Raw genomic sequence first — 26,659 nt, forward strand, 5'->3', positions numbered from 1 at the left:
GCTCCTTGGAAGCAGCCGGGCGGCGTAAATCTTTGTATCACCAAACCGATTTCTACTTGGTTAAGGGATTTAAGGAGTTAGTACCGTTCAACCTTCCAATCAACGTCTGGAGAGATTCCTGCGATTTGAGTAACACCCAAGCGTAGGATCTCTCTTGTTTTTCACCTTCACCTTTCTTATTCCTCTTTTCAATTATGTTGGTAAAAATCCTAAAAGGAACCGGCATGGTACTGGGCTCCCTCGTCCTACTGCTGGGCATCGCCTATGCCGTCATTGCCCGGAACATTACGGAACGCGTCGAAAAAACGTACGACTTTGCCCGCGAAAGCTTTCCCATCCCAAACGACTCCCTCAGTATTGAACGCGGGAAACACGTCGCTCTCATCAAAGGCTGTATCGAATGTCACGGTGAAAACCTGGCCGGAAAAGTAATGATCGACGAGCCCCCCATGGGCCGACTCGTTGCCACCAACCTGACGCGTGGAAAAGGCGGCTTACCCGACGACTACGCCGCCGAAGACTGGATACGAGCCCTGCGACACGGTGTGGGGCGTAACGGACGACCACTCATTTTTATGCCCTCGCACGAAACAACCCTGTTATCCCAGGAAGATATGGCCGCCCTGATTGCGTACTGCCGGCAACTACCCCCCGTGGACCAGGCGTGGGCTCCGATCAAGCTGGGACCCGTCGTTCAGGTGTTTTCATATTTGGATAAAATGCCCCTGCTGTCGGTTGAAAAAATTGATCACCACCGAGCCCTTCTGACGCAGGCTGATACCAGCGGTGGTATTGCTCAGGGAAAATACCTGGCCGTATCCTGCTCGGGTTGCCATCAGCCTGATTTCAAAGGCGGCGAAGGAGCCGCTCCCGGTTCGCCCCCCGTACCGAATCTGACCCGCAGCGGACACGTGGGCCAATGGACGCAGCAGCAATTCATCCATACGCTTCGAACGGGCCATACACCCGAAGGACGTGTCCTCAAGAATGAAGATATGCCCTGGAAAATGACCGCTCAGTATCAGGAAAAAGAACTCGTGGCTCTGTATAAATACTTCCGGAGTTTACCCTAACGGGGTCTTAGTCGGCTCTCCAAATCAACACACGAAGTCCGGCATCCGATTGCGTTCTTCATCTTCTTTTCAATCGAAGTCGGTTTTCTGTGGATTCAGTGCCTCCATTTACCAGTTGATTCGGATTAGCCCTCCGCCTTCCATGTACCTGTTCAATCTTTGTATCAGTATTCTATCAAATCAACCTTCAATCATGTCACGTTTATCTGTATCTCTTTCGCTTAAAATGTTTTTGTTCGGACTAATTCTGCTGGTTAGTTCCTGTAAAAAAGATCCCGAACCCCTTGATCCCGATAACCCAGGGCAAGAACAGCCCGGTGGTGGCGGTGGCGGCAACAATGGTACGTCGTCCTTACCCTGTGCGGGGAAAGATTTAAAGATTCAATCCTTCATTTTTACCCTAACCGAGGATGAAAGCGGTGAAGAAACGGGCGGCGATTTAGTCGATGAATTTCCTGAATGTGCCAAGGACGATCGCATCCGCTTCGAGAAAAGCGGTAAAATCTCTGGCAGCGAAGGAAGTAACGTATGCCCCCCCGACGAAGAGCCGGATACCGAAGTTCCCGTACCGGTAAACAGCCTCTGGAGCTACAATGCCCAGAATAAAACCTTCAAGATGTACGAGGAAGGAAATCCCAATGAGGCCGTTGTCTGGAAAGTGGATGAAGTCTCCAGCAGCTCGCTCAAAATCAGCATCACTGAAAAGTCCGAGGGCTACACGACCAAAATCGTTTTGTCTTTAAAAGAGTAGAAGTCGCACGAGAACGGACGTTTATGCCAACCCACGCGTCCGTTCTTTATTCATTGTAAAAAATCGAGAGCGGTGTTTCTCTTCCGCAACCCGACCACGACTAAGCGTGTAGCATTGCTTTTCTCACTCCTTTCTGATGGATCGCACCATGAAACTATTTTCCATCCTAGTCGGCCTCCTGTTTTCGACTGCAGCTCTGGCCCAACTTCCGAATGCCAACACCCTGAAAGCAACCATTAACGGGGAAGAATTCAAGAGTCAGCCCCGCCGGATTCGCATTGGAGCGTACTGGTGGATTACCGCCAACACGAACAAGCCTGATCAGTCCTTGCGTATCTGGCTGGGCAGTTACGATCATACGGACGGCATTGAGCCCGGTACATATCTGGTGGTAGACGCCGATAAAGCCGATAGCAAGGCCAATAAAGCCAAGGTTCAGGCAGGCAGCGGCTACAAGGGGCTGGCGGTGATTAAGTACGTAAAAGAGACTCGGGAGCCTCGCATGGAATACCACGTGGGCAAATCCCAGAATAATGATGAAACGGTAGTCGTGAAGAAGAATGCCGACGGTTCGCTTGAAGCTACGTTTAGCGGCGTACTGGCAGGCTCGTACTGGAAAGAAAAATCGAGTGCTACAGTTTTCGGCGGCATGGGCCGACTCATGAACAAAATGGAAGATAAAGTGATCACCAAAACGACGGGCTTTGATTCTTCCATCGATCCCGAAGGGAATGGGTACAAACAGCAGAGTAAAAAAGATTCGCTGGTTCTAACCAATGGTACCTTTCATCTGCCCCTACCCAGCAAGCAATAATTGTCTATTCTGACCCTTGTAATGGCTCGCCACTCTAGCAGTGGCGAGCTTATTTTTTTAGAGTAACGACTGGTATACGTCCAGGTACTGGCTGGCACTGCGTTCCATACTGAAATTTTCGGCTCTTTTCTTCAACTGTTCAGCGAGTGGCGTGGTATTATAAGTATGCATGCCCTCCCGGAACACGCGTTGCATGTGCTCGGCTTCGAAATCGGAGAAATAGAAGGCGGCATCACCGCCGATTTCGGGCAATGAGGTCAGATTCGAAATAAAGACGGGTTTACCAAACGACATGGCTTCTACGACCGTAAAGCCAAAACCTTCGGCCAGTGAAGGATGTAGAAAGGCCATACAATGGTTGAGGTACCAGGCCTTTTCGCTTTCCGAAACCGGACCCGCCAGGAAAAGCCGGTCGCTCACGCCCATGTCTTCGGCCATGGTCCGCATTCGGGAGGCGTATTCGGGTTCATCGTGATGACCGGCTACGACTAACTCCAAATCGGGATTCGCCAGTAATAAAGGCAGTAGTACGTGGTAATTCTTTTTGGTATTCACGTAGCCCAAACCAAACAGAAAGGGACGACGGGGCCGATAGGAAGTAGATTCCAGGTGGGGTGCACTCAGCTTATTAAGACCATTGTGAATGACGTGAATGGGCTTACCATTTACGTCACAATTATTGAGTACGTCATTTTTAGTGAATTCCGAGATGCAAACAATGGCATCACTTCGGTCAATGAGGTTTTGCGTGTGGGCCAGACTGCGGAGTTGTTCCTCGCGGGCTTTGCCTTCGTGCAGAGCATTTAAGTCATGGACCGTGAGTACCACACGGGTATCGCTATCCCGCTCGGGAATGATGCGGCCCGATTGAAACGGAGCATGCCAGACTTTACAGCCTGCCAGAAAAGGTTTCCAGATTTTATGCCATTTCCGTTCGATGATATGATGCTTCTCCGGCCGAAGCTGAAGCCGTTCTGCCGGTGGGACGTACATCATCATCGGCGGCATTTGCTGTTTTCGCAACAGCTTGTTCACCTGTTCGCTCATGTTTAAGCAATAGTGATACAAGCCTGAGTTGGGAAACTTCATTAACCCGCAGTCAAGGATTATTGAGGACATAAATTTCTATATATTAAAGGACACGACTGTATTCGCTGCCTAGATAGAGCAGGTTCTGACGATAGGGAGCATACCCCAAAATGGGCTTGCTCCTGCGAATACAGACGAACGAAATAATTGACGAACCTGATTAGCTCAGACCCTCCGGGCCCGCCTGTGGAAGACCTAAAAAAGGCTTTCCAGCAAAGCTACCCTGTTTGTACAGACACCAGTTGTAGAGCAGGAGTTGGATTGCCTCCAACAAATAATGTGCAAACGGGCGTATTCGTTGCGTGTATAATTAACCGATTCAGTGGAAGCCTTATTGTTCATTGCTCGAAAACACCCGAATTTACTGTCTCTTTTTTAAAGGAATGGCTCGGGATTTTTATACCTATTAAAGCCCTGTTTTTCTGATTCATACCTATAGCACTGGTAAAAGCTTTAAAAAGACATTTTGTTTTTCTTACCGCCGCACTACCGTTTATTTTTTCATTATTTTTTCTGTTGTTTCCAACGTTTTACCCCTCAAATCGGGTCTTTGAGAGGCCATTTGGGAGTATTGTTAAGGCAAAGACCTTTCATGGATTGCCGGAAAAATAGCCAGTCAAAGGTGTCATTCGCCCCATTCCGACTTTATTTTTGCCCTGGTAAAGCCTCTATCCATACATAAACCAATCTCCAGTTCGTTGATTCGAGGGTGGTAAGTTGTTTGATCTTCCTGTAATTCCGAGTAACGTGTCAGCGTTCTTACTCCCTAAAAAATTTAGAAGTTAGCAAGTAAATGAAAATCTATAGTCGTCTTCTGAAGTACGTAACGCCACTCAGAAAATTCATCGTTCCGTTTTTTCTGTTTACGTTAGCGTCGGTCTTTTTTAGCGTTTTTCAATTCGCTCTGATTATCCCCCTTCTGAACTTTCTATTTGACTCTTCACACATCGCTGAAGAGGCTGCCCAATACGCCCGGGAACCTGAATTTACATTTTCAGGTAGCTATTTTAAGGACTATTTCTATCACTTGATTTACCAGTTCAAAGTCAGCGATCCCATTTATGCCCTGTACTTTTTAGCGGCCATGATCGTGACTTCGGTATTATTGTCGAACACCTTCCGGTATTTCGCCCAGCGTTGTCTGCTCAATGCCCGTACCATGCTGGTCAAACGACTGCGAGAAGCTCTTTTCGAAAAAATCAATCATCTGCACCTGGGCTATTTCACCAAAGAACACAAAGGCGATTTGCTCTCCCGACTCAACGGGGATGTATACGCGATCGAAAGCGTAGCTTCCAGTTCGCTCGAAGTTATTTTCAAAGAGCCCTATACGTTCATTGGATACTTCATTGCTCTGTTTGCCATCTCTACGAAGCTGACCCTGTTTACACTGGTTATCATTCCGGTATCGGCCATAGGAATTGCCGCCGTTACGAAGAGTCTACGCAAAGAAGCTCAGGATGTACAGGCTTCCATGGGCCGTTTGCTGACGCTGATGGACGAATCGCTGATGGGTATGCGTATCATTCGGTCCTTTAATGCTACGCCGTTTATCCTGAAACGCTTTAGTCAGGAAAACGACTTTTACCGCAAAGCCAGCTCCCAGGGTTTCAAACGTCGCGAACTGGCTCCGGCCTTTTCGGAGGCGTCGGGTGTTTTTGTAGTAGCCTGTATTCTGGTGTACGGGGGTAGTCTGGTACTGAGCCAGGAAGGAGGCTTGCAGGCGAGTGCTTTCATCGCGTTCATTGCCATTTTCTCGCAGGTGATCCGCCCGGCGAAGGCTATTGTGGTAGCCCTTACGAACATTCAGCAGGGACGGGCCGCGGGCGAGCGTATCCTGGAAATTCTGGACAAGCCCATTCTGGTACAGGATAAACCCGATGCCGTAGAGCTAACGAACTTCCACGATAAAATTGAATTCCGGAATGTTTCCTTCCAGTACGGCGATGCGGCAGTTTTACAAAACATGAGTTTTACGCTTGAAAAAGGCAAGAAAATGGCTCTTGTTGGACCTTCGGGTGTAGGTAAATCAACCATTGCGGATCTTATCCCGCGTTTCTACGACGTAACCGACGGTGAGATTTTGATTGATGGCCGGGATGTACGGGATTATAAGATGGAATCGCTACGGAATCAGATGAGTTTTGTATCCCAGGAAATCATTCTCTTCAACGATACGATTTTCAATAACATCGCCCTGGGTCAGCCCAACGCGACGATGGAGGAAGTCATTCACGCGGCCAAAGTAGCCAATGCCCACGATTTTATTACGCAAACCGAAGACGGTTACCAGACTATTATTGGCGATCGGGGCATCCGGCTATCGGGTGGTCAGCGTCAACGCTTGAGCATTGCCCGGGCGGTATTCAAAAAATCATCCATTCTGATTTTGGATGAAGCAACCTCTGCGTTGGATACGGAATCGGAAAAATCCGTTCAGGAAGCCCTGGATCATCTGATGGTTGATAAAACCACGCTGGTAATTGCCCACCGGCTTAGTACGATCAAGGATGTCGATGAAATCCTTATCTTACATCAGGGACAAATTGTTGAACGGGGTAGCCACGAAGAACTCGTCGAAGTAGAAGAAGGCGTATACCGCCGCCTGACGATGTTGCAAAACGTATAAACTTCCCTGACTAAAAAAAACCGCTTCCTGCCGAAGCGGTTTTTTTGTTTTCATTTAGCTATATGTACTGAATGACGGACCTTCGTTCTGAGCTGACGTTTAGGCGAACGCATGGCCCGTTAGTCATGAATATGTATGCAGGATTATCTTTTTAGAAGTTTTCGTATTACTTTTTCAGCCTCGAATGTTCGTCCATGCGGTTACTCTATTTCCAAGGTCTGCTGATGATGCTTTCTTACGTAACTACTGCTCAATCGTTTGAAGTACAGGGACACCGCGGTTGTCGGGGGTTAGAACCCGAAAATACGATCCCGGCTTTTCTGAAAGCTCTGGAGCTGGGGATAGTTACGCTGGAGCTTGACGTGGTGCTTTCGCAGGATCATCAGGTAGTCGTTTCTCACGACTGGTACTTCAATGCCCGCTTTAGCACGAAACCCGATGGAACGCCCGTACGCCGGGCCGAAGAGAAAACCTTACGTTTGGATCAGATGCCGTATGATCGAATCAAACGTTATGATGTCGGGCAACGCGGCCACGCCGATTTCCCGGAGCAGAAAGCCCAGGCAGCCTACAAGCCGCTCCTGAGTGAAGTAATTGCGACGGCAGATGCCTATGCTCAGCAGCACCAGCTGCCCCTGCCCCAGTACAACATTGAAATCAAAACGGAAGCACATACCACTCCGGAGATCATTTGTCCGCTGGTAGCTCAGGTGTTAACCATTCCCGCAGAACGCTTTTGTATTCAAAGTTTTGATTTGGCCGTGTTACGCTACTGGAAAGCCCAGCAAGAGAAGGGTACCTTTTCCAACAATAAGCTTTCCGTGCTGGTTACTATGAAAGGTCTGACTCGTAGTTTGAAAGAATTAGGATTCCGGCCCGATATTTTTAGTCCTCAATACCGATTCATTTCCAGGCGAACCGTACGTAAAGCTCACGATCTGGGCATTCGAGTCATTCCCTGGACCGTTAACGAGCTGCAAACCATGCAGCACCTGCAACAGATCGGGGTGGATGGATTGATTACGGATTATCCAAATCGATTTAAAAAGTGATAGATTTGAGTCTCTGGTTTTCGTGAATGTGGTGATTCGCACTGAAATGTTCTAAAACCCTTCGTCCGTTAAGCTTCAGCATGCCTATGCTACCCCTTTTTAATGATACGCTGGTCTGGATTCTGCAACGTCGGCTAGCCCGTATCGAAGCCTTTCGCCGTGATCCCTGGCCTATTCAGGAACGACAGCTCCAGCGGCTTATTCGCTCGGGACGGTCAACCGTGTGGGGTAAACAGTACGGCTACCGTCACATCCGTAGCCTCGCCGATTTCCAACGCGAGGTGCCTGTCTCAACGTACGAAGATCTGTTTCCGTACATTGAGCGAGTGATGAAAGGAGAAGATCGGGTACTATGGCCTTCACCGATTCGTTTTTTCTCGAAATCTTCGGGCACGACCAATGCCCGTAGCAAGTATATACCCGTCACCCGCGAAGCCCTCGATGAAGGGCATTTCCGGGCGGGTAAAGACATGATGGCCCTCTGGGTAGATCATAAGCCTGATACCCGGGTGTTTGAAGGAAAAGGTCTGTCTATTGGGGGAAGTTTAGCCCAGAATCAACTTAACGAACGCACCGTAACGGGTGATATTTCGGCGGTAGTGATGAAAAACCTGCCTTCCTGGGCTCAGTTCATTCGTACGCCTTCCCTGCAAACGGCCCTGATGGACGGTTGGGAATCGAAAATTCAACGGATGGCCGAAGAAGTTTCGCAGGTCAACGTTACGAGTGCTCTGGGCGTACCCACCTGGACGCTCGTTCTGATTCAGAAGGTACTGGAACTGACCGGCAAAAAGAATATTCTGGAGGTTTGGCCAAATTTTGAAGTCTTCATTCACGGAGCCGTGGCCTTTCAGCCTTACCGTGAGCTTTTCCGAAAAGAAGTCTTTCAGGGGGATACGGTCCGGTACCTGGAAACGTATAATGCCTCCGAAGGTTTCTTTGGTCTACAGGATGACCTGAGTCGGGTAGATGAATTGCTACTGATGCTGGACTATGGCATTTTTTACGAATTTGTCCCGCTGGAAGAACTCGGTAAAACGCATCCGAAAGCCTATACGCTACCCGAAGTAGAATTGAACCGCAATTACGCCGTAGTTATTTCGACGAATGCCGGTTTGTGGCGATACCTGATCGGTGATACCGTACGCTTTACTTCCAAGTATCCGTACCGTATTAAAATCTCTGGTCGTACCAAACACTTCATCAACGCATTCGGTGAAGAAGTTATCATTGAAAATGCTGAAACAGCCCTGACGCGGGCCTGCCAGGCGACGGGAGCCACCATTGCCGACTACACCGCCGCTCCGGTCTACATGGGCAATGGCAGCAGTCGGCACGGCAATCGCGGTGGTCACGAGTGGGTGATTGAATTTTCAACGCCGCCCAGCAATCCAGACTTGTTTGTAGATGTGCTCGACGAAACGCTTCGGCAGGTTAATTCTGATTACGATGCCAAACGCAGCTTTGATCTGGCTCTGATTCGTCCCGTCGTTCACATGGTGCCGCACGGCACCTTCTACGAATGGATGAAAGTGAAAGGCAAACTAGGCGGTCAGCATAAAGTACCCCGCTTATCGAATTCAAGAGAATACGTGGAAGAAATCCTGCACATCAGTCCTGAACATCTGGAAATCTGATGGCTTCGTGATCCGTAAAAAAAGAGCGACTTCTGGAGAAGCCGCTCTTTTTATGGGTGAAAAGGAAAGCTAATTAAAGCGTTACGCCAACGGAAAGTTGAGCAGATGTATTTTTTGCATTACCCAACACTTGTTGAGCCACAAACGAATCCGCCACTTTCTGCAGACCCAGGTTGTACCGCGTACTGATCAGGAATTTACCAAAATACAGGGTTAGTCCTGCTCCTACACCGTAATCAAACCGTTTGAAGTTATCGGTATCCAATACCGTTGATGCTCCACCTAAACTATTATTGTTTTCAGCGGCAGCTTTCAACAGATAGCCAACATACGGTCCGGCGTGAATATCGACAAAATCTCCAATCTTAAACGTAGCCAGCACGGGTACTTCTACATAATTCAATTTGAACTTGTTTTCATTTTCAAAATTAGCGACATTAAAGGTAGCCCGGGTTCCTTTGTTCGTATAACCTACCTCCGGCTGGATATACAGGAAATCGGTAATCACCGGAATCTGGGTAAAGGCACTGACGTGGAAACCGTACAAGGGATTTCGGTCCGTGTATTCCTTGATGCGAAGGTTACTGGCCGAGAATCCTCCCCGAATCCCGGTACGAGCCGTAATAGACTGGGCAAAAACGCTGGTCGTAGCCAGACAGAAGGCAAAAATGATTGCTAATTTTTTCATGGATTAAAAGGGTTGAGCGATGAATGTGTTCCTAGGGCTTACTTATTGCCCCTTCTGAGCGTCCTGTTTCATTTGTTCGTTCGCAGAATCGCGATTTCTACCCGGCGGTTCAGGCGACGACCGTCTTCGGTATCATTGCTGGCTACCGGTTGATTGAAGCCGTACCCTTTGATGGTCATCCGACTGGCTCCTACGCCTTCCTGACGTAAAAAGCTGGATACGGCAGCGGCCCGGCGTTCGGACAGATCCTGGTTGTATTCGGCCGTACCCCGGTTATCGGCGTGACCTTCAATCAGCAAATTGGTATCGGGATTTTTCTTCAGCGTTTCAGCCAGTTTAGCCAGATTTTCGCGGGTTTGCGGACTGATTTCCGTCGAGTTATAGGCAAACAGTAACTGGCCATCCATCGTTACGCGAATCCCTTCACCGACGCGTTCTACCTTGGCGGCTTCGCCCATGTCTTTCTCAATCTGTTTGGCCTGTTTATCCATCTTACGACCAATGATTGCTCCGGCGGCACCCCCTACAGTAGCTCCCAGAATCGCTCCAATGGCGGTGTTCTTCGAAGCACTACCAATCACGCCTCCGACTACGGCTCCGGCACCTACGCCAATGGCCGTACCTTTCTGCGTTTTATTAAACTTGGATTTTTTCGGTTCCTGAGCGTTTCGGTTACACGAGAAAAAACTGGCACTAAGCGTGGAAGCCAAAACCATCATCCACATGCCTTTTACAATTACGCGTTTCATGGCTTTACTAAAGATTGTTTACGAATGTACCTACGAAAAAAAGGTCGCCCGGAGTTTAAAAATGATCTTGAGATTTGTTAAAGAGCGTTAAAATCATTTATACGTCACTGATATTCAGCCTAATGCTTAAAGATCACACCATTAATCCGCAACGATGAAAAATGGGAAATTATTTACTCAAACCACAAATACTCTAAAAAAAAACGACTCTTCCCAAGGCTGGAAAGAGTCGTCAGTACTAAAATAAAAACCAAATAAATCCTATACGTTAAGCTTCAGGCGTTCGACGACCTGATTTCCAACGAGGTGGCTCTGAACGATTTCTTCTACGTCGGATAATTGTACATTTCCGTAAAATACGCCTTCCGGATACACGACCATGGCAGGTCCGAATGCACATACGTCCAGACAACCCGTCTTCTGAGCACGAATATCGACTTGTAAACCCAGTTCCTTGATTCTTCCCTTAAAGGCTTCTACCAGAGCCAGTCCGTGTTCTTCGCCGCAGGAACGCTTCGGGGCAGGTTTTTGATTGGTACAGATGAAAAGATGCTTTTTATATTTCATAAGGCTCGTTACTTGAGCTACAAAAATAAGGCTCAAACACTGGTATACACTACTTTCCTTGGTTTTAGATCAGAGCCGGGGCTAAGAGAGGCATCGTTACCACAAAATGACCGTCGGTATCACTGATAACAGGCTCGGGTTGAGCCAGTAGGCGATACTTCGAAGCAATGTTCGCCAGTCCTACCTGATGCGATACGACCCGCGTTGTTTTGCGTTGCAGGTTATTGCCCACCCGTAACCATCCCTCTTCGGTAACACCGATGGTGATACGTAAGGGCTGATGGGGCTGGATTCGATTGTGTTTCACCGCGTTTTCAACCAGTAACTGTAGGGTTAGCGGAGGTAATAACCACTCCCGATACGAAGCGGCTACCTCAATCGACAACTCAACTCCCTGCTGGTACCGCGTCCGGAGCAAATGATAGTAGGCTTCGATGAAATCCAGTTCCTGGGAAAGACAGGCCAAATCCTGATCATTGGTTTGCAGCAAATACCGATAGACGCGGGCCAGTTGTTCGACGAATTGCTCCGCCTGACGAGGTTCCTCCGTAATCAGCATTGAGAGCACATTCAAACTATTAAAGAGAAAATGCGGATTGACCTGATTTTTGAGAATTTCCAGCTGATTGACCAGAGCTTCGCGTTTGTACGCCTCGGCCATGAGCGTCTTTTCTTTCCATTTCTGGAAGGTATAGTAACTCTCGTACAAGCCTACCGTTAAGAAACTGGCCGTAATACTGATGCAACCAATCGTTACATACGTAGAAAAGGTTGGAGCAAAAGTCGCCATTCGTTCATACACCCCTACCTGTTTGTACACGCCCCAGAAGATAAGAACGGTAACTACGGTATTCATCAGAACAAACACTCCCAACTCCAGAGCAATCCGTTTCGGCGTTTGTTCAATGCCCGGATATCGGCTGATGATTCGACGGATGAGTACCGCCTGAATCAACAATCCACCAAAAACAATCAGGTACGAGGCACTGGTGGTCACCAGAAAAATCTTTCCGTTCTGAACATAAGGTTTGCCCAGCCATACGAAGTTGCCCAGGGGTACGGTCCAGGAAACAATGCCCAGTAACATCCAGACATTCGCTCCGGATAGTTGAATAAACGGTAAGCTAAATAAACGGTGGATAAACGTTTTCATTCCAGAGCCGGATCGGATACAGAGGTAGGCATGCAGCCCGATAGGTCCTGAAAAGCGATCAGGCCCCTACCTTTGAAAAGAATCACACACCGGGCGGAAAAGCGTACTTACCTTTTCATAATGGCTACGTAAATATAAGTAAAGCAGTCCCGTATTTGATGGATCCGATCCGGTAAATTCTTGCGTTTGGCTACTCTTTTTCAGACGCTTGTACTTCGTCCAGCACTTCCAGCGAATCACCGACCTGAATGTTTCCCTCCTGTAAGACTTTCGCCGTAATGCCGCCGTGTCCCCGCATGGCGTTGTATCCACCCACACCGAGCACTTCTTCCATCCGACTGCAGGGATGGCATTCACCCGTGTATTCGAGTACGACTTCACCGATTTTAAACTGTTTACCTTTTAAGGCCTGTAGGTTCACGCCCCGAATGACCAGATTTCTGCGTACGTCAGCCGGGTCTACCTGTTCGCGGCCGACGAAAGAAGCAACGGCATCCAGGTGCTCGCGGGAAATCAGCGTTACCTGTCGTTTGCTTTCGGGTTGACCTTTATAACGGTCGCCATCCAGTCCCGTACCGATGCGTACGTAGGTTTCGGGTACGGATTCTACGGGTTTACGCGGACCGGTTCGTAAGCCAATCCATTCCAGGGTGCCGGGCTGGCTAAAGTGATTCATCAGTCCGTGCATGGGTCTTTCCTCTGCCATTGTCATTTCTAGTTTGTATAACGAAAGATACCCATAAAAAATCGTACGTCCGGTAACTCACCCCACGGGTAAGCCACCGGACGTAGCGAAAATCGATGCAAAAAGAGATTACTTTTTCAACGAATTAATCCAGGCTGCAATTTTCAGAGCATCTGCTTTCGGAACCTGCGGCATGGGCGGCATTTCCGTGGCGTAATCCGGCCAGTTCTCGGGCTTGGGATTGTGAATCAGCTCAACAATTTTTTCGTTGGTATATCCCCGCTTGGCTACTTCCGTATACGCCGGACCCACCTGACGCTTACTGGTCTGATGGCAGGCCAAGCAGGTATGCTTGGTGAGTAAGGGCTTCACTTCATCGTAGCTCGGTACATTTACCTTTACGGTTTTGGGTCCGGTTTTGGCAGGAGTGGTTTTTCCGTTACCCGTAGCAGGCGTTTCTTTTTCCGGAGCGGACGTTTCAGCGGCTACGGCCGTGCTCCGCGTACTGACTTCACTCATGGCCAGTTTTTTACCCGTTGGAATATTGTTCAGGGTATAGAACGCCTGCGGGTGTACGAGTGAGTAAAAGCCTTCCGTACTCCGCACGCCATCCAGACGCAGTTCGTGGATGTAATAGCGACGCAGATTATCGACAATCAGGCGAGCTTTCAGTCCATCTTCCGATACTTTAACCCCTTTAATGGCATTGCTCTCCCGTAGAATTGGAGGGCTACCATACACCGGGTGGTACTTATAAACAAAGCTATCCACCGTATACGAAGCCAAGTCTTCGGCCGACTTCCGATCCACGGGTTGCGTAAATTCGATTTCAAACCCATCGGGCATGGCCCGTACGGCCTTCATTTCGAACGGCGTTTTTTCATTCCAGACCAGGCGTTGGAGACCTTCGCTGGCTTCACCGGCGGAGCCCCAGCCCCGATTGGTTTCACCCACGAACAGTGAGCCATCTTTACCCCAGGCCATCCGCAGTACGCCTGACTGGAAACCAGCCCGGAAATCGAAGGACGCTCCCTGGTATTCATCGTTAATTTTTTCCATGAACACCCGCATGATCTTCGATTGTCCCTGATCGCCTACCAGTACCTGTCCGGCGAACGGACCGAAATTACCCTGAGGAATTTCAAGAATCTCGGAGTTGGAAATACCCTGGATACCGTGGGGTAACCAAACGGCGGGCAATTGCAACGCCGGGAATTTCTCTTTCAGCGTGTATAAAGGAATCGGCGTTTCGTCGACCACGTTCTCGGGTTTGATGGCCCGACCATTGGCATCGCGACGACGACGGGAATCCACAATCGCATACACGTCCTCCTGCTTGATCTTCACGGGGGAGTTTGGCAGGTCCGACCAGCGTAAACCCGCTGGGTGACCCACCCAGGCTCCTTTTTTCAGGTGCCATACGCCACCCGAACCAATCCAGTCGCCCTGGTTATCGCTGTAGAATAATTCACCGTCGATGATCCCTAAACCGCAGGGCGAGCGTACGCCCGTGGCCCAGGGTTTCATTTGCCCGTCTTCGGTAATGTTCATCACCCAACCCCGCCAGGGACGCGACTTTCGCCCGCCCACCATTCTTCGTTACCAAAAGCCACGTTGCCCGAAACAAAGAAGCTACCGTCCGGAGCGATTTTAGGGCCGAAGCTGTACTCGTGATAGTGACCGGACAAAGGCCAGGCGTATACCGTCTCCAGTACATCGGCTTTGCCGTCCTTATCCGTATCGGTCAGTTTGGTCAACTCGCCGCGTTGGGCACAGTAGAAGGATCCGTTTTTGTAAACCAGACCCAGTATTTCGTGCAGGCCGCTCGCGAACTTGCGGAAAAACGGGCGACGGCTCGTCGGGTTTTCAACTATATAGATGTCGCCCCGACGGGTGGATACGCCCAGATCTCCGTTGGGCAATACGGTCATTCCGCCCACTTCCAGTAGCGTACCTTCGGGAGCGGGTACGCGAAAGATGCGGAAAAAATCTTCTTCTTTAGGTGATTCCTGAGCCACGGCAAGCGTAGTCGTCAGTGCCAGCGAAGCCAGCATCGACGCCCGACGGAACCAGGAAGTATGGAATAAAGCCATAACGATTGCTTAGAATAAAAGGGAGTAACTGAGTTTTCCACTACGCATGGGCACGAGCAGTTCCTGCTGGCCATTCACCTGACGAATCAGGGGTTTCACACCACTTTCCAACTGGATGTAGTAGGCTTTGTCACCGATCAGGTACAACTGATCATTCAGCGTTTGAATACGCTCGGCCTGAGCCAGACGGGCGTACAGATCAGCGGCGGGTTTTTCTACCGTAATCTCACGCTTCACGCCTTCCCGACCGGGCAATACCTGAATGGCATCCTGTACCAGCGAACCGTAGCTCTGGTAGCGAAACGTCGGCTGATTTTCCTTTAGCGTATAGCCTTTCGGACGGAACTGACTGCCCACCGTATCCGCAACCCAGGCGGCCTGCGGCGAAGACAGACGACTCAGGCTCAAAGCCGGTACACCGAACCGTTGCACCATACCCGTAGGCCGTGAAGAGCCATCGCCCCGACTGTTCCACATGGGCGTAGCGTCGAGAAATTCTCCTTTCCAGACTTGCACCAGGGCTCCCTTGTCAAGATCGTAGGTATAATGAACCTCTTCCGGACTACCGACAGAAATGGCATGCGTGACGCGTACCCGCTCGCGGCCGTTCGGCACGTCCATGAAACTGCGGTGTACAATTGGGTTGTTCGCTTCAATCAGGATGGGGCCATTTTCGTTACCCGTCATGCCTTCCGCATTCCCATCGCCCAGGTAAAAGGGACGCAGACCCGTACCCGAGATCATCAGTCCGAGCGAAGGTGCACCGCGACCGTTGAGTTTGGAATACATCAGTTCAACCGGCACATTTCCGGCGGGGAGTTCTACCGTTACGGGAGCACTCCGCATGGTCCAATCACCGACCGATTTGCCATTTACTTTCAACGCGGTAAAACCGTTGACGCCTACGACCTGCATCGTGTACGAACCCGCTTCTTTCACTTGCAGCGTGCCCTTGTACTGAATCAGGAAGTTACTTGGCGTGGAAACGACACCAGCCGACAGGGATTTGGCATTTCCTTTCGAAGCTGGCGTAGCCGTCTTCAGATCGGGTTCCTTGTCGTAAGCACCGGTGTATACTTGATAGGTCAGAGAGGTTAAAGCGGGACGAGGTGTATCGTACGCAGTGTATTGAATATTACGGAAAGCCACGGCTCCGTGATCGCCCTGAATCAGGATCGGGCCATGGGCTACTTCATTATTCGCCAGCGGACCCCGCGTAGGACCGGAAAGCTCTACGTTTTCGTGGATGGCTACGCCATTGAGTTCCAGCCGAACGATACGGGCATTTTCAATCTTTACGCCTTTGGCATCGAAACGGGGAGCCTGAAAGGAGATCCGCAGGTGTTGCCACAGACCGGGAGCCTTGCTGGCATTTTGCCGGGCCGCCTGGCCTTCGTAGCCTTCTTTACCCGCTCCGCGTTTGTCATCCCAGCGTTGGTAGATGGAACCGTTATCACCGATTTTAGCTCCTTTGACGCCCCAGCTGTCCATAAGCTGGATTTCGTAACGACCTTGCAGGTAAATGCCCGAGTTGGAACCTTTGGCCATCAGGTAGTCAAGCTCCAGATCGATGTCTCCGTGTTCGAGGCTCGAAAGCAGGTTGGCTTTATTTTTCTCGTTGGGAAGATTGACCAGTACGCCTGAGCCTTTGCTTGTACTGAGCGTGGCCGACAGGGGAGCTGACGCGTCCCCTACAATCTGCCAGTTCGAACCATTCGGTTTCTTGAAGGCACTCAGATCGGTCAGCTTCAGGGCCTGCCCCGTGGGCGTCTGCTGAGCCCAAACACCGGAGTGAAGCACGCAGCCGACCATCAACCCCCAGAGCAGAGGTTTATACGGTTGTTTCAATTGCATGATGGTAAAATGTTGAATAAAAGGCGGCAAGTAGAAAAAAAGAGGATTAACGTTCGGAACATACGTTGCTCCGTCCGTTAATCCTCCAATCAATCCCTTATTGAGCCGGATAACCCGGGTTTTGCTTCAGGTTCGGGTTGGCTGCCAACTGACGCTGGGGCAGCGGATACAGGTTTTTGTTTTGATCACCGCTCGGCGTGTGATCCCACCAGCTGGCAGTCACGAATTTGCCAAAGCGAATCAGATCCGTCCGGCGTTTGCCTTCGAAGATGAATTCGCGACCACGTTCGGCCAGCATTTCATCCAACGTCAGCGTAGCCGTCGTGTAGGCTTCTTTCTCGAAATCAGCGGCGGAGAATGCCCGCTTGCGAACGTCGTTCACCAACTTCACGGCCTCTGCCGTAGCCGTTCCACCGCTTTTACGCATGAGGGCTTCCGCCTTGTTGTAATAAATTTCTGAGAGACGGTACAGTGACCAGTCGTTGCTCCAGTACTTCGGCTCCGACTGGCGGCCCGGACGGTACTTGTTGAAACGAGCACCGCTGTTTTCTTCACCCGTAATCATGGAAGAAGCGGTTCCGTTTTCACTCGCCCGACGGATTTCTTTCACAAATACCAGCTGGCGATCTTTGTATTCTTCCGTACCCAGTACCGGACGGGTGGGATCAGCCGCGTAGAATTGGGGTCCAATCAAAAACCACTGTTTCTTGCGAAGATCCGTATCCTTAAACGCATCGTAAGCCGAAGGAATGACAACGACCCCGTTATTACCATTATTATCACCATCGTAGATGTACCGCTGGTTAAAGTGGTAGAAGTCACTATTCCAACCACAACGCGTGGAGGTTAACTGAGCATCGTACACCAATTGGAACAGGATTTCCTTCGAGTTATTATTGGTGTTACTGTAAGTAGATACTAAATCCGCATCCAATACAGGAGCTCCGTTCAAACCTCCCGTCTGACCGCTGATGATCTTGTCGCAGGCGGCAATACATTCATCCCAGCGGGCCTTTCCAGACCATACTTCGGCATTGAGGTATAACTCAGCCAGCATGGAGTAACCCGCCGCTTTCGTGATCCGGCCGATATACTTTTGTTCGAGGTTGGGCAGTAAGTCAACGCTTTCGGTCAATTCCTTTTCCACGAAAGCGAATACTTCCGCCCGGGGACGTGTCTCGGGACTCGTTGGCGTTCCTACCGTCGTAACGATGGGAATATTGCCGTACATGTCCATCAGTTTCATGTAGTGGTACGCCCGGAATACTCGCAATTCAGCAATGAACGCGTTTTTGTCCGTTTCACTGACACCTACTTTCGCAAAATCCACCCGGCTAAAATCGCCCAGGGCGTTATTACAGAAACCTACCCCCGTAAACATCAGGTTATAGGGGTTCCATACGGTGTTTTCGGTGTACGACCAGCTGTGACCATGCAGACGAATCCACTGGGCATCATCGTACCCGTGACGACCCTTCTGCGGCCAGGCTAACTGATCCGCCGAAAGTTCGGTAATCCGCCAGTGACCGTTTTGTCCGGTCGGAGCAGTCCAGGCGTTCGCGTGCGTATACGGACGCAGTACGGCTGAAAGAATTTCCTGACGGTTGTTATAGAATTTGGAAGCGTCAATTTCATTATACAGCGTCTCATCAAGATCGGTACAAGCATTCGTACCCGTGAGAATCGCCAGTAAGCCAGCGTACACCAGCCCTTTATAGTAACGTTTCATGAATGCGTTCGAATATTAGAATTGAACATTAAGACCAAGCGTGTACGACTGCGTACGGGGGTAGAAACCACGACCATCGATACCAGGATCCAGTCCGACATCATTGATTTCCGGATCCATACCACGGTATTTGGTAATGGTCAACAGGTTACGACCCGTAGCGTACACCCGCAGATTCTTGATTACGGGTGAGTTGAATCGCCAGTTATAACCTAGCGTTACGTTGTCCAGCTTTACAAATCCACCCGGTTCTAGGTAATAATCCGAATACTGGAGAGCATCGTTGATCTGGTTGTTACGACCCAGGGCATCTTTCAGTACGTTCGTGGGCAAGTATACTTTGTTTCCGAAGAATACCTGTTGCAGATTCAGGATGTCATAACCCAGCTTGCTGCGGAAGAATACCGTCAGATCAAAGTTTTTGTACTGCAGACGGTTGTTCCAGGATAGGTATACTTTCGGAATACCATTACCGATGTAGGTGTAATCTTCGTTAGCCACAATTTTATCCGCCGTTACGGCTTCACCGGAGGCTTTGTAGAACAACCATTTGCCTTCGGGTGTGAAACCGGCAAACCGTTTTCCGTAGAAGCTACCCAGTGAACCACCTTCGATGGTACGGATCGCATCTCCTAAAGCACCGGTACCACCGATACCACCGAAGTTCAGGAATGTAGCCTTGAAGACATCACTCGACAGCGAAACCAGTCGGTTTTTCTGCGTGCTACCCACAACGTCCATACTCCAGGAGAAATCCTTCTTCTTGATGACCGAGCCGCTCAAGCTTAATTCTACCCCGTTGTTATCAATCGTACCTACGTTCGTAAACAGCGTAGCCTGGATGTAAGGAGGCAATTGAGTATTAAAATCACCTAATAAGTCTTTTGTCCGGCGACGGTATACGTCAAACGTACCACTCAAACGACCTTTGAAGAGGGCAAAGTCCAAACCAAAGTTTAATTCCGCCTTCCGCTCCCAACGAAGATTCGGGTTGGGGTTATTAGTCGGTCCGTAGGTTTGACGCCATACGTTATCGTCGTTCAAGTAGAAGTTACCCGTACTTAAACGTACCAGTGAACGGTAGTTTGGGATTCCCTGGTTACCCGTGATCCCATACCCTACGCGGAACTTCAAATCATCAAAGACATTGAGTGACTTGATGAAATTTTCCTGAGCTAAATTCCAACCTACGGAAGCGGCGGGGAAGTTACCGAACTTGTTATTCTTACCGAAGCGAGAAGAGCCTTCCCGACGCAGAATGAACTGAGCGATGTACTTGCCTTTGTAATCGTAGTTCAACCGGCCGAAAAACGCAACGAGCGTATTGTCTTCTTTAAAGCTGCCCAAGGAAGATTTACCCAAAGCGATGAAGTTACCTGCACCGAGGTTATTTTCCTGGAACTGATCGTTTAAGAATCCACTGTTTGCTCCTTGAAACCAGGAACGCACGTTATACTGATAACTATACCCAGCCAGTGCTTTGAATCCATGATCCTGATGAAACTTGGTTTCGTATTCCAATGTAGACTCGAACGTAGACAAGTTTCTGATCTCATTGTACTTACGTGCATACCCTGTTCCAGCGATGGGCGTACCGTTTAACTGATCCAGCACCGAGCGACGCGAATCCCGGTTCCGGTATTCATCATCATTCCAAACATCCCGCTGAACAGCTCCAAAGGCACTCGCTTTAAAGCCTTTAAAGGGTTCTAACGTAAAGCGGATATCGGCAGAAGTCGTTTGCTGATCCCGAGTCAACCTCTCTTGGTTCAAGCGACCAATGGGGTTTACGGTCGACCCTTCCTCGTAGTAGCGGCCCGTCTTAGGGTCAAACAGCGGTTGCGTCGGGTTACGGCCCAGGGCCTCTTCAAAATCACCCGTATTACCACCTAGCAAGTTCGCTTTATTGAAGTTGGTCGCCAGATTAGCCGACGTAGAAAGCAGGTTATTTAATGATTTCTGAAAGACGCTTAAACGACCACCAAATTGCTTCCGCCAGTTTTGAATCGTAATGGGGTTGGCTTCGTTGTAGTACATCGAAACGCGGTAATTACTATTCGCACCGCTACCGCCTGAAAGAGCCATGTTGTGGTAGTGGCTTAAATTACCTTTATCAAGCATCAGATCGTAGAAATCCGTATTCGCCCCCCAATCACGCATTTGGCTAGCCTTGGGGTTCGTTGGATCCTGCATCGCTGCCCGCCAATCCGCAGCGGTTAAAAACTGAGGGCGTTTAGCAACGACTTCGTGCTGAGCATAGGTAGAATACGTCAGCGTTGGAGGGCCTCCTTTTCCTTTTTTCGTCGTCACCAGAATTACCCCGGCATTTCCCCGTGTACCGTAGATTGCCGCCGCTGAACCGTCTTTCAATACGTCAAACGATTCAATATCATCCTGTTGCAGCAGATCCAGATTACCACCGGGAATACCATCGATAACGACCAGGGGTGAACGATCTCCATTGATGGAGACAATACCCCGCAGCTGAATAGCCGGGCTAGAGTTCGGGTTGTTACCCTGGGTACGCGTAATCTGCAGACCTGCTACTTTACCCTGAATCAAATCCAGTGCATTCCGGGTACCACCCTGGTTGAAGTCTTCGGTTTTGATCGTCGATACCGCCGAAGTTACTTCCTGCCGACGCTGCGTACCGTAACCGACTACTACGACTTCATTCAGGGACTTGATGTCCGATTTCATCGTCACATCAATCGTCGTCTGGTTATTGACGGGAACTTCCTGTGACTCATAGCCAATCGAAGAAAATACCAGTACGGCATTGCCATCGGGTACGTTCAGGGAGTAACGACCTTCGGCGTTCGTAACCGTACCTACGTTCGGCGTACCTTTCAGCAAAATCGTTACACTCGGTACTACCGATCCCGTTTCATCTTTTACCTGTCCCGTAACCGTCAGCAGGGGCTTGTCACCCTGAATCTTGCTGGGCATCATCAGCGTGATGTACCGCTCAATGAACGTAGGCTCCAGCCGGTTGGCACGCGTGAGAATCAGGCGATTGCCGACCAGTTCAAACTTAATCTGAAGGGGTTGGAGCAAACGTTGCAGTACCACACTCAGGCTTTCATTCGACGCGTTCAGCGTTACCGAACGTTGCGATTGAATCAGGTCAGGGCTATACGAAAATTTAACACCCGCTGCTTTTTCCAGCTGGGATAGTACTTCACTCACACTCTTATTTTGAAGCTCGATGCTGATCTTTTTATTCATGAACTCCTGAGCTCTACCATCAAGGGCGACGGAGACATTCGTAAAGAAGGCAACAATCAGAAGCTGGAGTACGGTTAATCGCATGATCTTCCACCCAATTTCTTTGGAGAATAACGGTTGTTTCATACATTTGAAATGGTTTTTTTAAACAGAAAAACGCAAATGAATCCCTGCATCCGTTAGAAGCGGATGAGCACAAGCTATGCAGAGGGAATTGTTTGAAAAGTCAGTGATGGTAGGAACATCACTGGCTTTTTTCACTTATAGAAAGGGGTTACGACATAAAAGGGGGTTAGGGGTTATAGTACAGGGTTTAGTTCAAATGTTTAAGGTCGGCAGCCCCGACCGCTCACGGCTACGAAATTTTCCTGAGCAGCCCAGTTGGCTTCTATCGTCTTGCAGATAATATCTAATTTCTGTGAAAGCGTTCCTTCTTTCAAATCGGTCGTAATGCGGCAATTGCTCAGCGAAGGATTTTGGAAAATGACCTTAATACCATAGGTCCGCTCAATTTCAGCAATGACTTCGCTGACAGGAACGGCGTTATACACCAGATTGACGGGCCGGAGTACCAGCGTCTTCGCCTCCACCAGCGTATTCACGGGGCTTCGGAATAACCGGGATTCTTTCCGGGCGAAAACGACCTGTTCATTGGGCTGCAGCACCAGATCATCTGCTTCTTTTGAAGCATCCTCGAAGACTTTATGAGACGAAACCGAAACCTTCCCTGTCCGTACGGTCAGGATGACATTATTATCGCGATTGTAAGCCTTGATGTTGAAACTAGTCCCTAATACTTTAGCCACCAGTCCATTGGCGTATACCAGGAAGGGCCGGGTGGTGTCGCGGACTACCTCGAAATAGGCTTCCCCAGACAGAGAAACCATACGATTCTGAGTCCGGAATGGATTTTCGTAGCGAAGATTACTTCCCTTTTGCAAAATAACGGAGCTTCCGTCGGGCAGGGAAACCAGACGAGGCTTGGTGTTGACGTTGCTAATGGTGACTGAATCGGGTTGCGGGATCGGCGTCACCTGAGCGAGCTGCGGAGCTTCTGCAGGCTGGAGCATCGTCCAGCTTAAACCGATACCCAGCACCACTACTGCCGCTGCTACCCAGCTCCAGGCAAACGAACGCCGTACGGGTGCCGGGAATAATTGCTGGCGAACGGATTGCCAGATTTCTTCTTCTTTCCGGGGGTCTGGCTGAACCTGAGCCAGTTCCGTACTCGCTTTTTTGAGCCTACGCACTACGGTAGCAGCCTGCCGAATTACGGCTTCCTGTTCGGGGTGTTTCCGGCGATAGCTTTCCCAATGGGCCACGGTGGACGCATCGGGGTCATTTACCCACTTCCGAAACGAAGGATTGCCAATAAAATCTTGTAGCAAGTCAGGCTTTTGATCCATGCAGACGAACTTTTCTAGTAGAGATAGTGCAGAATCACACCCCTCAACTCAGTTTTTAAATTATTTTTTTAATTAATTGGACTTCGCAGCTTTCGGGTGATAGCTTCAGCTCGTAGAAATGCAATGACTTATCAGCGTAACCAGTACAGTATCACCACTAAAAGTGTGTCTGTCAGCAGTTTACGCAACAGTCCATACGCCCGGTTGAGATGATTGTTGACGGATTGCTGGTTTATACCCATAATACCCGCAATTTCTTCCGTGCTGAATTCATCGTAGAAAGCAAGCATAATGGCCTCCCGCTGCCGGCCGGGCAGTTCTTCCAGGGCTTTCTTCAAGCGGGCATTTTGTAAGGAAGTGACTTCTTCTTCAATCAGGCTGGCTTCAATGGCAGGACTATACAGTTCCTGAAATTTGTCTTCCGGATTATCCTCGTCATCTTCGGCCACAAGGGGCAGGTCCGCCTGTCGCAGGTTATACAGGCGATTTCGTAAAACCCGAAACAGGTAAAATTTGATGGTATGCAGGCTTTTCAAATTTTCCCGTCGCTTCCACAATTCCACATATACGTCCTGAATGGCATCTTCTACCAGTTCGGGATCATTACTAATGCGTTTTCCGTAGGAAAGCAGCATGGTAAAATGGTCGCGGTAAATTTGCTCAAACGCCTGGATGTCGCCTTGCTTGAAGGCGATCCAAAGTTCCGTATCGTCCGTGTATGTCAGGCTTTTCGTCAAGGGCTACTCGTTCTAACCTTCGAATATACGGCCTAAACTACGCGAACAAAAATCTATTCGGTGGTAAGAAGTCTTTAACTATACGTTACTGCCCGAAATGGTATAACTTTTTCTGTTGTGCTGCCTAACCAACCTTTTAAAGCAATGCCTTGGACGCACACGAATTATCCGGATTCCCTGAAAAACTTCATGGCTCCGGTTCGAAAAAAAGCCATTGCGATTGCAAACGCCCTTCTGGCCGATGGCCGACCGGAAGACTCCGCAATCGCGATTGCCACCGAAAAAGCCAAAGAATGGGCCGAAAACCGCGGCATGAAAGTTCGCAAAACCCGAACTACCTGATAACAAAACCCCACCCCCGAAGCCTCCTCCGGGTGGGGTTTTGTTTTAATACGGAATAAATCGCTGGGTAACTCGCAAAACGGGTTTGAGTGTTTGCAGGTACGCATACATGGCTCCCAGGTCTTTCTCCGCCATACCGCCATACATGGTCCAAGGCATGATCGTCTGAAAGTCGCCGTGTTTCAGCGAACGAAGTTCGTAGGTAGAATCGGCAAAAGACTTAAAGCGGGCAATGAAGTCCTGACGGGTCCAGCGGCCCAAACCCGTTTCCGGATCGGGCGTCAGGTTGGCCGATACCAGTACCCCAATGTCAGAAGCAAACTCCCGCCCTCCGGCAAAGGCCTCTGTTTCAATAACTTGTCCATTCTCTTCCCGGGTGTGGCATTCTTTACAGCCCGCGGCGTTCACCAGGTAAGCTCCATAGGCTACTTCGTCCGACTCGCCGGGTCGTTGCTGTGGCGTCGCTGGTTCAGGAATGGTATTCAAAATAAAGTTAAACGGAAAGTCAGCTTTACTTTCGGGTACCGCATTTTCCTGGGCAGGGATACTCCGCAGGTAAGCGATGATGTCGTACACGTCTTCGGGGTCCATGCGGCCATAATAGCTATAGGGCATGACCGGAAACAAGGCGTGCCCATCTTTGCTAACCCCCGTCGTAATGGCCCGAAAGATTTCGCCGTCGGTCCAGTTTTTCAAGGCAGTCGGGGTAATGTTGCTCGCATAAAATGTTCCGGGGAAACCTTCGTCCTCGCCAAACACGGCCCCGCCTTTGCCCAGCGTACCTTCGACCATCGGTCCCGAAAATTTGCGAAAATCGCGGGTACTGTGACAGTCCATGCAAACGGACACGTGATTGGCCAGGTATTCACCCCGGCGGACCCGCTCGGGACTGACTGTCACTTTTAACTGTGGCGGGGGTCCTACATCAGGCAGAGCCATTTTCAGGTAGGTAAGGCCCCCACCTATGGCTATGACGATTCCCAATGCCGTGTAGGCAAGGATTTTTCCAACTGGTTTCATTGACTTTGGCGGTAAGGATAAGTTCTTTATACCGTTGACGGAGAGGGCAAGAGTCAACGGAAGTGCGTGAAGAACAAACCTATGAAAAAATCCTGAAAGCGAAGCCCGGCATCGTTCACACTAAAGCCTTTTTACTCACCGTTTATAGCTTTGACTCCGTAGTTACGAGCCTTCTTTATGATCCGTATGAAATCTTTTTTGATTGGTAGTTTAGTACTTATTTCTTCGGCCCTGCACGCTCAGGACGCCAAAAGCTTACTCGATGATGGCCTGAAGAAAGCCCAGGCTGGTCAGGTCCGCGAAGCCCTTACGTCGTTCGATCAATCCATTGCCCTTAAAGATGACTATCCGGTACGCCAGAGCCGGGGAATGGCCTACTCACTCTTACGGCGGTACGAGGATGCGGTTACGGATTTTACCAAAGCGATTACCTTTAAACCGGATGCGAAAAAATCCATGGTGAGTCGGGGAATTGCCCGTAAGAAATTAGCCGATTATCGCGGAGCCCTGAGCGATTTCTCGGCCGCCCTGAAAGTCGATAGCAAACTTGCTGAGGCTTACTATAACCGAGCTTTGGTCTATGAATTACTGGGCGAAACGGAGAAAGCCTGTAGCGATTACAAAGCAGCCTTTGCCCAGGGGATGAAACCCGCCGAGCTGAAAGTGGAAACCTGTAATAATCCGTTACCTACGCCGGCGAACCGGAAGCCTTTGTTACAACTGGCGGGTACGGCGACGGATGCCAAATACGGTACGACCAAAGCTACACCCATTAAAGTCGGAACGAGTCCGGCTGGCGAATACGAAAACCTGACGACGTACCTGGATCTACTCCGCGACGGCCAGAATAAACCCGTGGAGTATAAGAAGACGGGTTCGTTACCCTATGCCTCCAGTAACGCTCCCAACGGAAAAGGCACCATCGATGTCGTGGAGATTAACTACCGGGATACGAAAAATGTAGCCAAGAAAACGACCCTGTATTTGACCATCTTCGATTTTGAAGCTCCCAAAGCTCCCCTGGGTCTGAAAAGTGTAGTAGCCGTGGCTAGCAAATAAGTAGTATTTCTTGTAGACACACGAACGGCTCGCTTCAGAAAGCGAGCCGTTCGTGTGTCTACGCCATTGTTGGGAATTGGCATACCATCATCAGAACCCGGCTATGGCTATACGCTCAAGAATCTTAATATAGTGATTACATGGAATAGGTTATTCCTTCGGATGGATCGTTTAGCTTTGGCACCCGTGACAAGACCTTTGCCCTTTCTAATCAAACGATTATGCGTGTATCCTTCGTAATCATCCCACCAACTCCCTTTCCCTTTTTTTACTGTTCCTTTCGCTGGTTGATGTTTAGCATTGC

General features: G+C 49.6%; 21 protein-coding genes and 1 pseudogene. 8 read left to right on the top strand and 14 right to left on the bottom strand.

Annotation, left to right across the window (positions count from 1 at the left end):
* Positions 1–194: 194 nt before the first annotated feature.
* From BWI97_RS18680 to BWI97_RS18690, 3 genes are all read left to right on the top strand, one after another.
* A complete protein-coding gene (locus BWI97_RS18680; protein WP_102202314.1) occupies positions 195–1,073 on the top strand; it encodes a c-type cytochrome in 879 nt (292 codons plus the stop codon).
* 193 nt (positions 1,074–1,266) lie between these two features.
* Positions 1,267–1,824 (top strand): hypothetical protein, encoded by a 558-nt coding sequence (locus BWI97_RS18685; RefSeq protein ID WP_146010973.1) that lies wholly within the window; start codon positions 1,267–1,269, stop codon positions 1,822–1,824.
* Between the two features lie 148 nt (positions 1,825–1,972).
* Complete coding sequence (locus tag BWI97_RS18690) at positions 1,973–2,638, top strand: hypothetical protein (RefSeq protein WP_102202325.1); 666 nt, start codon at positions 1,973–1,975, stop codon at positions 2,636–2,638.
* Positions 2,639–2,695: 57 nt separating this feature from the next.
* Here BWI97_RS18690 and BWI97_RS18695 read toward each other — a convergent pair whose 3' ends face one another.
* Entirely contained in the window at positions 2,696–3,685 is a 990-nt protein-coding gene (locus tag BWI97_RS18695; RefSeq protein WP_158242793.1) for a glycosyltransferase family 1 protein, read from the bottom strand.
* A gap of 835 nt (positions 3,686–4,520) precedes the next feature.
* On the opposite strand from BWI97_RS18695, the gene BWI97_RS18700 reads away from it, so the two are divergent.
* The 3 genes from BWI97_RS18700 (at position 4,521) to BWI97_RS18710 (ending at position 9,045) form a co-directional block, all read left to right on the top strand.
* Positions 4,521–6,356, top strand: coding sequence for an ABC transporter ATP-binding protein (locus tag BWI97_RS18700; RefSeq protein ID WP_102202316.1), 1,836 nt, complete (start codon positions 4,521–4,523; stop codon positions 6,354–6,356).
* Between the two features lie 194 nt (positions 6,357–6,550).
* Positions 6,551–7,408: a glycerophosphodiester phosphodiesterase family protein gene (locus tag BWI97_RS18705; protein ID WP_094814791.1), complete on the top strand. Its 858-nt coding sequence runs from the start codon at positions 6,551–6,553 to the stop codon at positions 7,406–7,408.
* An 86-nt stretch (positions 7,409–7,494) separates the two neighbouring features.
* The gene (locus BWI97_RS18710; RefSeq protein ID WP_102202317.1) at positions 7,495–9,045 is read left to right on the top strand and encodes a GH3 auxin-responsive promoter family protein; all 1,551 of its coding nucleotides are present in this window, start codon (positions 7,495–7,497) and stop codon (positions 9,043–9,045) included.
* A 73-nt stretch (positions 9,046–9,118) separates the two neighbouring features.
* On the opposite strand, the gene BWI97_RS18715 is transcribed toward BWI97_RS18710, so the two are convergent.
* The 11 genes and pseudogenes from BWI97_RS18715 to BWI97_RS18765 form a co-directional block, all read right to left on the bottom strand.
* Positions 9,119–9,733 (bottom strand): porin family protein, encoded by a 615-nt coding sequence (locus tag BWI97_RS18715; RefSeq protein ID WP_094814795.1) that lies wholly within the window; start codon positions 9,731–9,733, stop codon positions 9,119–9,121.
* Positions 9,734–9,801: 68 nt separating this feature from the next.
* The gene (locus tag BWI97_RS18720; protein ID WP_094814797.1) at positions 9,802–10,482 is read right to left on the bottom strand and encodes an OmpA family protein; all 681 of its coding nucleotides are present in this window, start codon (positions 10,480–10,482) and stop codon (positions 9,802–9,804) included.
* A 261-nt stretch (positions 10,483–10,743) separates the two neighbouring features.
* Positions 10,744–11,049, bottom strand: a complete 306-nt coding sequence (locus BWI97_RS18725; protein ID WP_094815052.1) for a ferredoxin — start codon at positions 11,047–11,049, stop codon at positions 10,744–10,746.
* 64 nt (positions 11,050–11,113) lie between these two features.
* On the bottom strand, positions 11,114–12,202 hold the full coding sequence (locus BWI97_RS18730) for a sensor histidine kinase (RefSeq protein ID WP_102202318.1): 1,089 nt from the start codon (positions 12,200–12,202) through the stop codon (positions 11,114–11,116).
* Between the two features lie 190 nt (positions 12,203–12,392).
* On the bottom strand, positions 12,393–12,908 hold the full coding sequence (locus BWI97_RS18735; protein WP_094814801.1) for an MOSC domain-containing protein: 516 nt from the start codon (positions 12,906–12,908) through the stop codon (positions 12,393–12,395).
* Between the two features lie 108 nt (positions 12,909–13,016).
* A pseudogene (locus tag BWI97_RS18740) lies at positions 13,017–14,941 on the bottom strand (c-type cytochrome).
* Between the two features lie 48 nt (positions 14,942–14,989).
* Positions 14,990–16,834, bottom strand: a complete 1,845-nt coding sequence (locus tag BWI97_RS18745; RefSeq protein WP_102202326.1) for a family 16 glycoside hydrolase — start codon at positions 16,832–16,834, stop codon at positions 14,990–14,992.
* 97 nt (positions 16,835–16,931) lie between these two features.
* The gene (locus BWI97_RS18750) at positions 16,932–18,563 is read right to left on the bottom strand and encodes a RagB/SusD family nutrient uptake outer membrane protein (RefSeq protein ID WP_102202319.1); all 1,632 of its coding nucleotides are present in this window, start codon (positions 18,561–18,563) and stop codon (positions 16,932–16,934) included.
* A gap of 15 nt (positions 18,564–18,578) precedes the next feature.
* The gene (locus tag BWI97_RS18755) at positions 18,579–21,917 is read right to left on the bottom strand and encodes a SusC/RagA family TonB-linked outer membrane protein (RefSeq protein WP_094814807.1); all 3,339 of its coding nucleotides are present in this window, start codon (positions 21,915–21,917) and stop codon (positions 18,579–18,581) included.
* A 200-nt stretch (positions 21,918–22,117) separates the two neighbouring features.
* Positions 22,118–23,197: a FecR family protein gene (locus BWI97_RS18760; protein WP_102202320.1), complete on the bottom strand. Its 1,080-nt coding sequence runs from the start codon at positions 23,195–23,197 to the stop codon at positions 22,118–22,120.
* 131 nt (positions 23,198–23,328) lie between these two features.
* Complete coding sequence (locus tag BWI97_RS18765; RefSeq protein WP_094814811.1) at positions 23,329–23,934, bottom strand: RNA polymerase sigma factor; 606 nt, start codon at positions 23,932–23,934, stop codon at positions 23,329–23,331.
* Between the two features lie 144 nt (positions 23,935–24,078).
* On the opposite strand from BWI97_RS18765, the gene BWI97_RS18770 reads away from it, so the two are divergent.
* Positions 24,079–24,276: a hypothetical protein gene (locus BWI97_RS18770; protein ID WP_094814813.1), complete on the top strand. Its 198-nt coding sequence runs from the start codon at positions 24,079–24,081 to the stop codon at positions 24,274–24,276.
* 45 nt (positions 24,277–24,321) lie between these two features.
* Here BWI97_RS18770 and BWI97_RS18775 read toward each other — a convergent pair whose 3' ends face one another.
* Positions 24,322–25,296, bottom strand: a complete 975-nt coding sequence (locus BWI97_RS18775) for a c-type cytochrome (protein ID WP_102202321.1) — start codon at positions 25,294–25,296, stop codon at positions 24,322–24,324.
* Positions 25,297–25,482: 186 nt separating this feature from the next.
* On the opposite strand from BWI97_RS18775, the gene BWI97_RS18780 reads away from it, so the two are divergent.
* Positions 25,483–26,355, top strand: coding sequence for a tetratricopeptide repeat protein (locus tag BWI97_RS18780; protein ID WP_094814817.1), 873 nt, complete (start codon positions 25,483–25,485; stop codon positions 26,353–26,355).
* A gap of 107 nt (positions 26,356–26,462) precedes the next feature.
* On the opposite strand, the gene BWI97_RS28395 is transcribed toward BWI97_RS18780, so the two are convergent.
* Positions 26,463–26,659: hypothetical protein (locus BWI97_RS28395; RefSeq protein ID WP_233207907.1), on the bottom strand; the 197-nt coding region annotated here is incomplete at its 5' end.

This window comes from Siphonobacter sp. BAB-5405, assembly GCF_002872335.1.
Taxonomy (GTDB): Bacteria; Bacteroidota; Bacteroidia; order Cytophagales; family Spirosomataceae; genus Siphonobacter.

Coding starts and splice junctions, on each gene's coding strand:
- BWI97_RS18680 (WP_102202314.1), top strand. CDS start 195: ATGTTGGTAAAAATCCTAAAAGGAACCGGCATGGTACTGGGCTCCCTC.
- BWI97_RS18685 (WP_146010973.1), top strand. CDS start 1,267: ATGTCACGTTTATCTGTATCTCTTTCGCTTAAAATGTTTTTGTTCGGA.
- BWI97_RS18690 (WP_102202325.1), top strand. CDS start 1,973: ATGAAACTATTTTCCATCCTAGTCGGCCTCCTGTTTTCGACTGCAGCT.
- BWI97_RS18695 (WP_158242793.1), bottom strand. CDS start 3,685: ATGAGCGAACAGGTGAACAAGCTGTTGCGAAAACAGCAAATGCCGCCG.
- BWI97_RS18700 (WP_102202316.1), top strand. CDS start 4,521: ATGAAAATCTATAGTCGTCTTCTGAAGTACGTAACGCCACTCAGAAAA.
- BWI97_RS18705 (WP_094814791.1), top strand. CDS start 6,551: ATGCGGTTACTCTATTTCCAAGGTCTGCTGATGATGCTTTCTTACGTA.
- BWI97_RS18710 (WP_102202317.1), top strand. CDS start 7,495: ATGCTACCCCTTTTTAATGATACGCTGGTCTGGATTCTGCAACGTCGG.
- BWI97_RS18715 (WP_094814795.1), bottom strand. CDS start 9,733: ATGAAAAAATTAGCAATCATTTTTGCCTTCTGTCTGGCTACGACCAGC.
- BWI97_RS18720 (WP_094814797.1), bottom strand. CDS start 10,482: ATGAAACGCGTAATTGTAAAAGGCATGTGGATGATGGTTTTGGCTTCC.
- BWI97_RS18725 (WP_094815052.1), bottom strand. CDS start 11,049: ATGAAATATAAAAAGCATCTTTTCATCTGTACCAATCAAAAACCTGCC.
- BWI97_RS18730 (WP_102202318.1), bottom strand. CDS start 12,202: ATGAAAACGTTTATCCACCGTTTATTTAGCTTACCGTTTATTCAACTA.
- BWI97_RS18735 (WP_094814801.1), bottom strand. CDS start 12,908: ATGGCAGAGGAAAGACCCATGCACGGACTGATGAATCACTTTAGCCAG.
- BWI97_RS18745 (WP_102202326.1), bottom strand. CDS start 16,834: ATGCAATTGAAACAACCGTATAAACCTCTGCTCTGGGGGTTGATGGTC.
- BWI97_RS18750 (WP_102202319.1), bottom strand. CDS start 18,563: ATGAAACGTTACTATAAAGGGCTGGTGTACGCTGGCTTACTGGCGATT.
- BWI97_RS18755 (WP_094814807.1), bottom strand. CDS start 21,917: ATGAAACAACCGTTATTCTCCAAAGAAATTGGGTGGAAGATCATGCGA.
- BWI97_RS18760 (WP_102202320.1), bottom strand. CDS start 23,197: ATGGATCAAAAGCCTGACTTGCTACAAGATTTTATTGGCAATCCTTCG.
- BWI97_RS18770 (WP_094814813.1), top strand. CDS start 24,079: ATGCCTTGGACGCACACGAATTATCCGGATTCCCTGAAAAACTTCATG.
- BWI97_RS18775 (WP_102202321.1), bottom strand. CDS start 25,296: ATGAAACCAGTTGGAAAAATCCTTGCCTACACGGCATTGGGAATCGTC.
- BWI97_RS18780 (WP_094814817.1), top strand. CDS start 25,483: ATGAAATCTTTTTTGATTGGTAGTTTAGTACTTATTTCTTCGGCCCTG.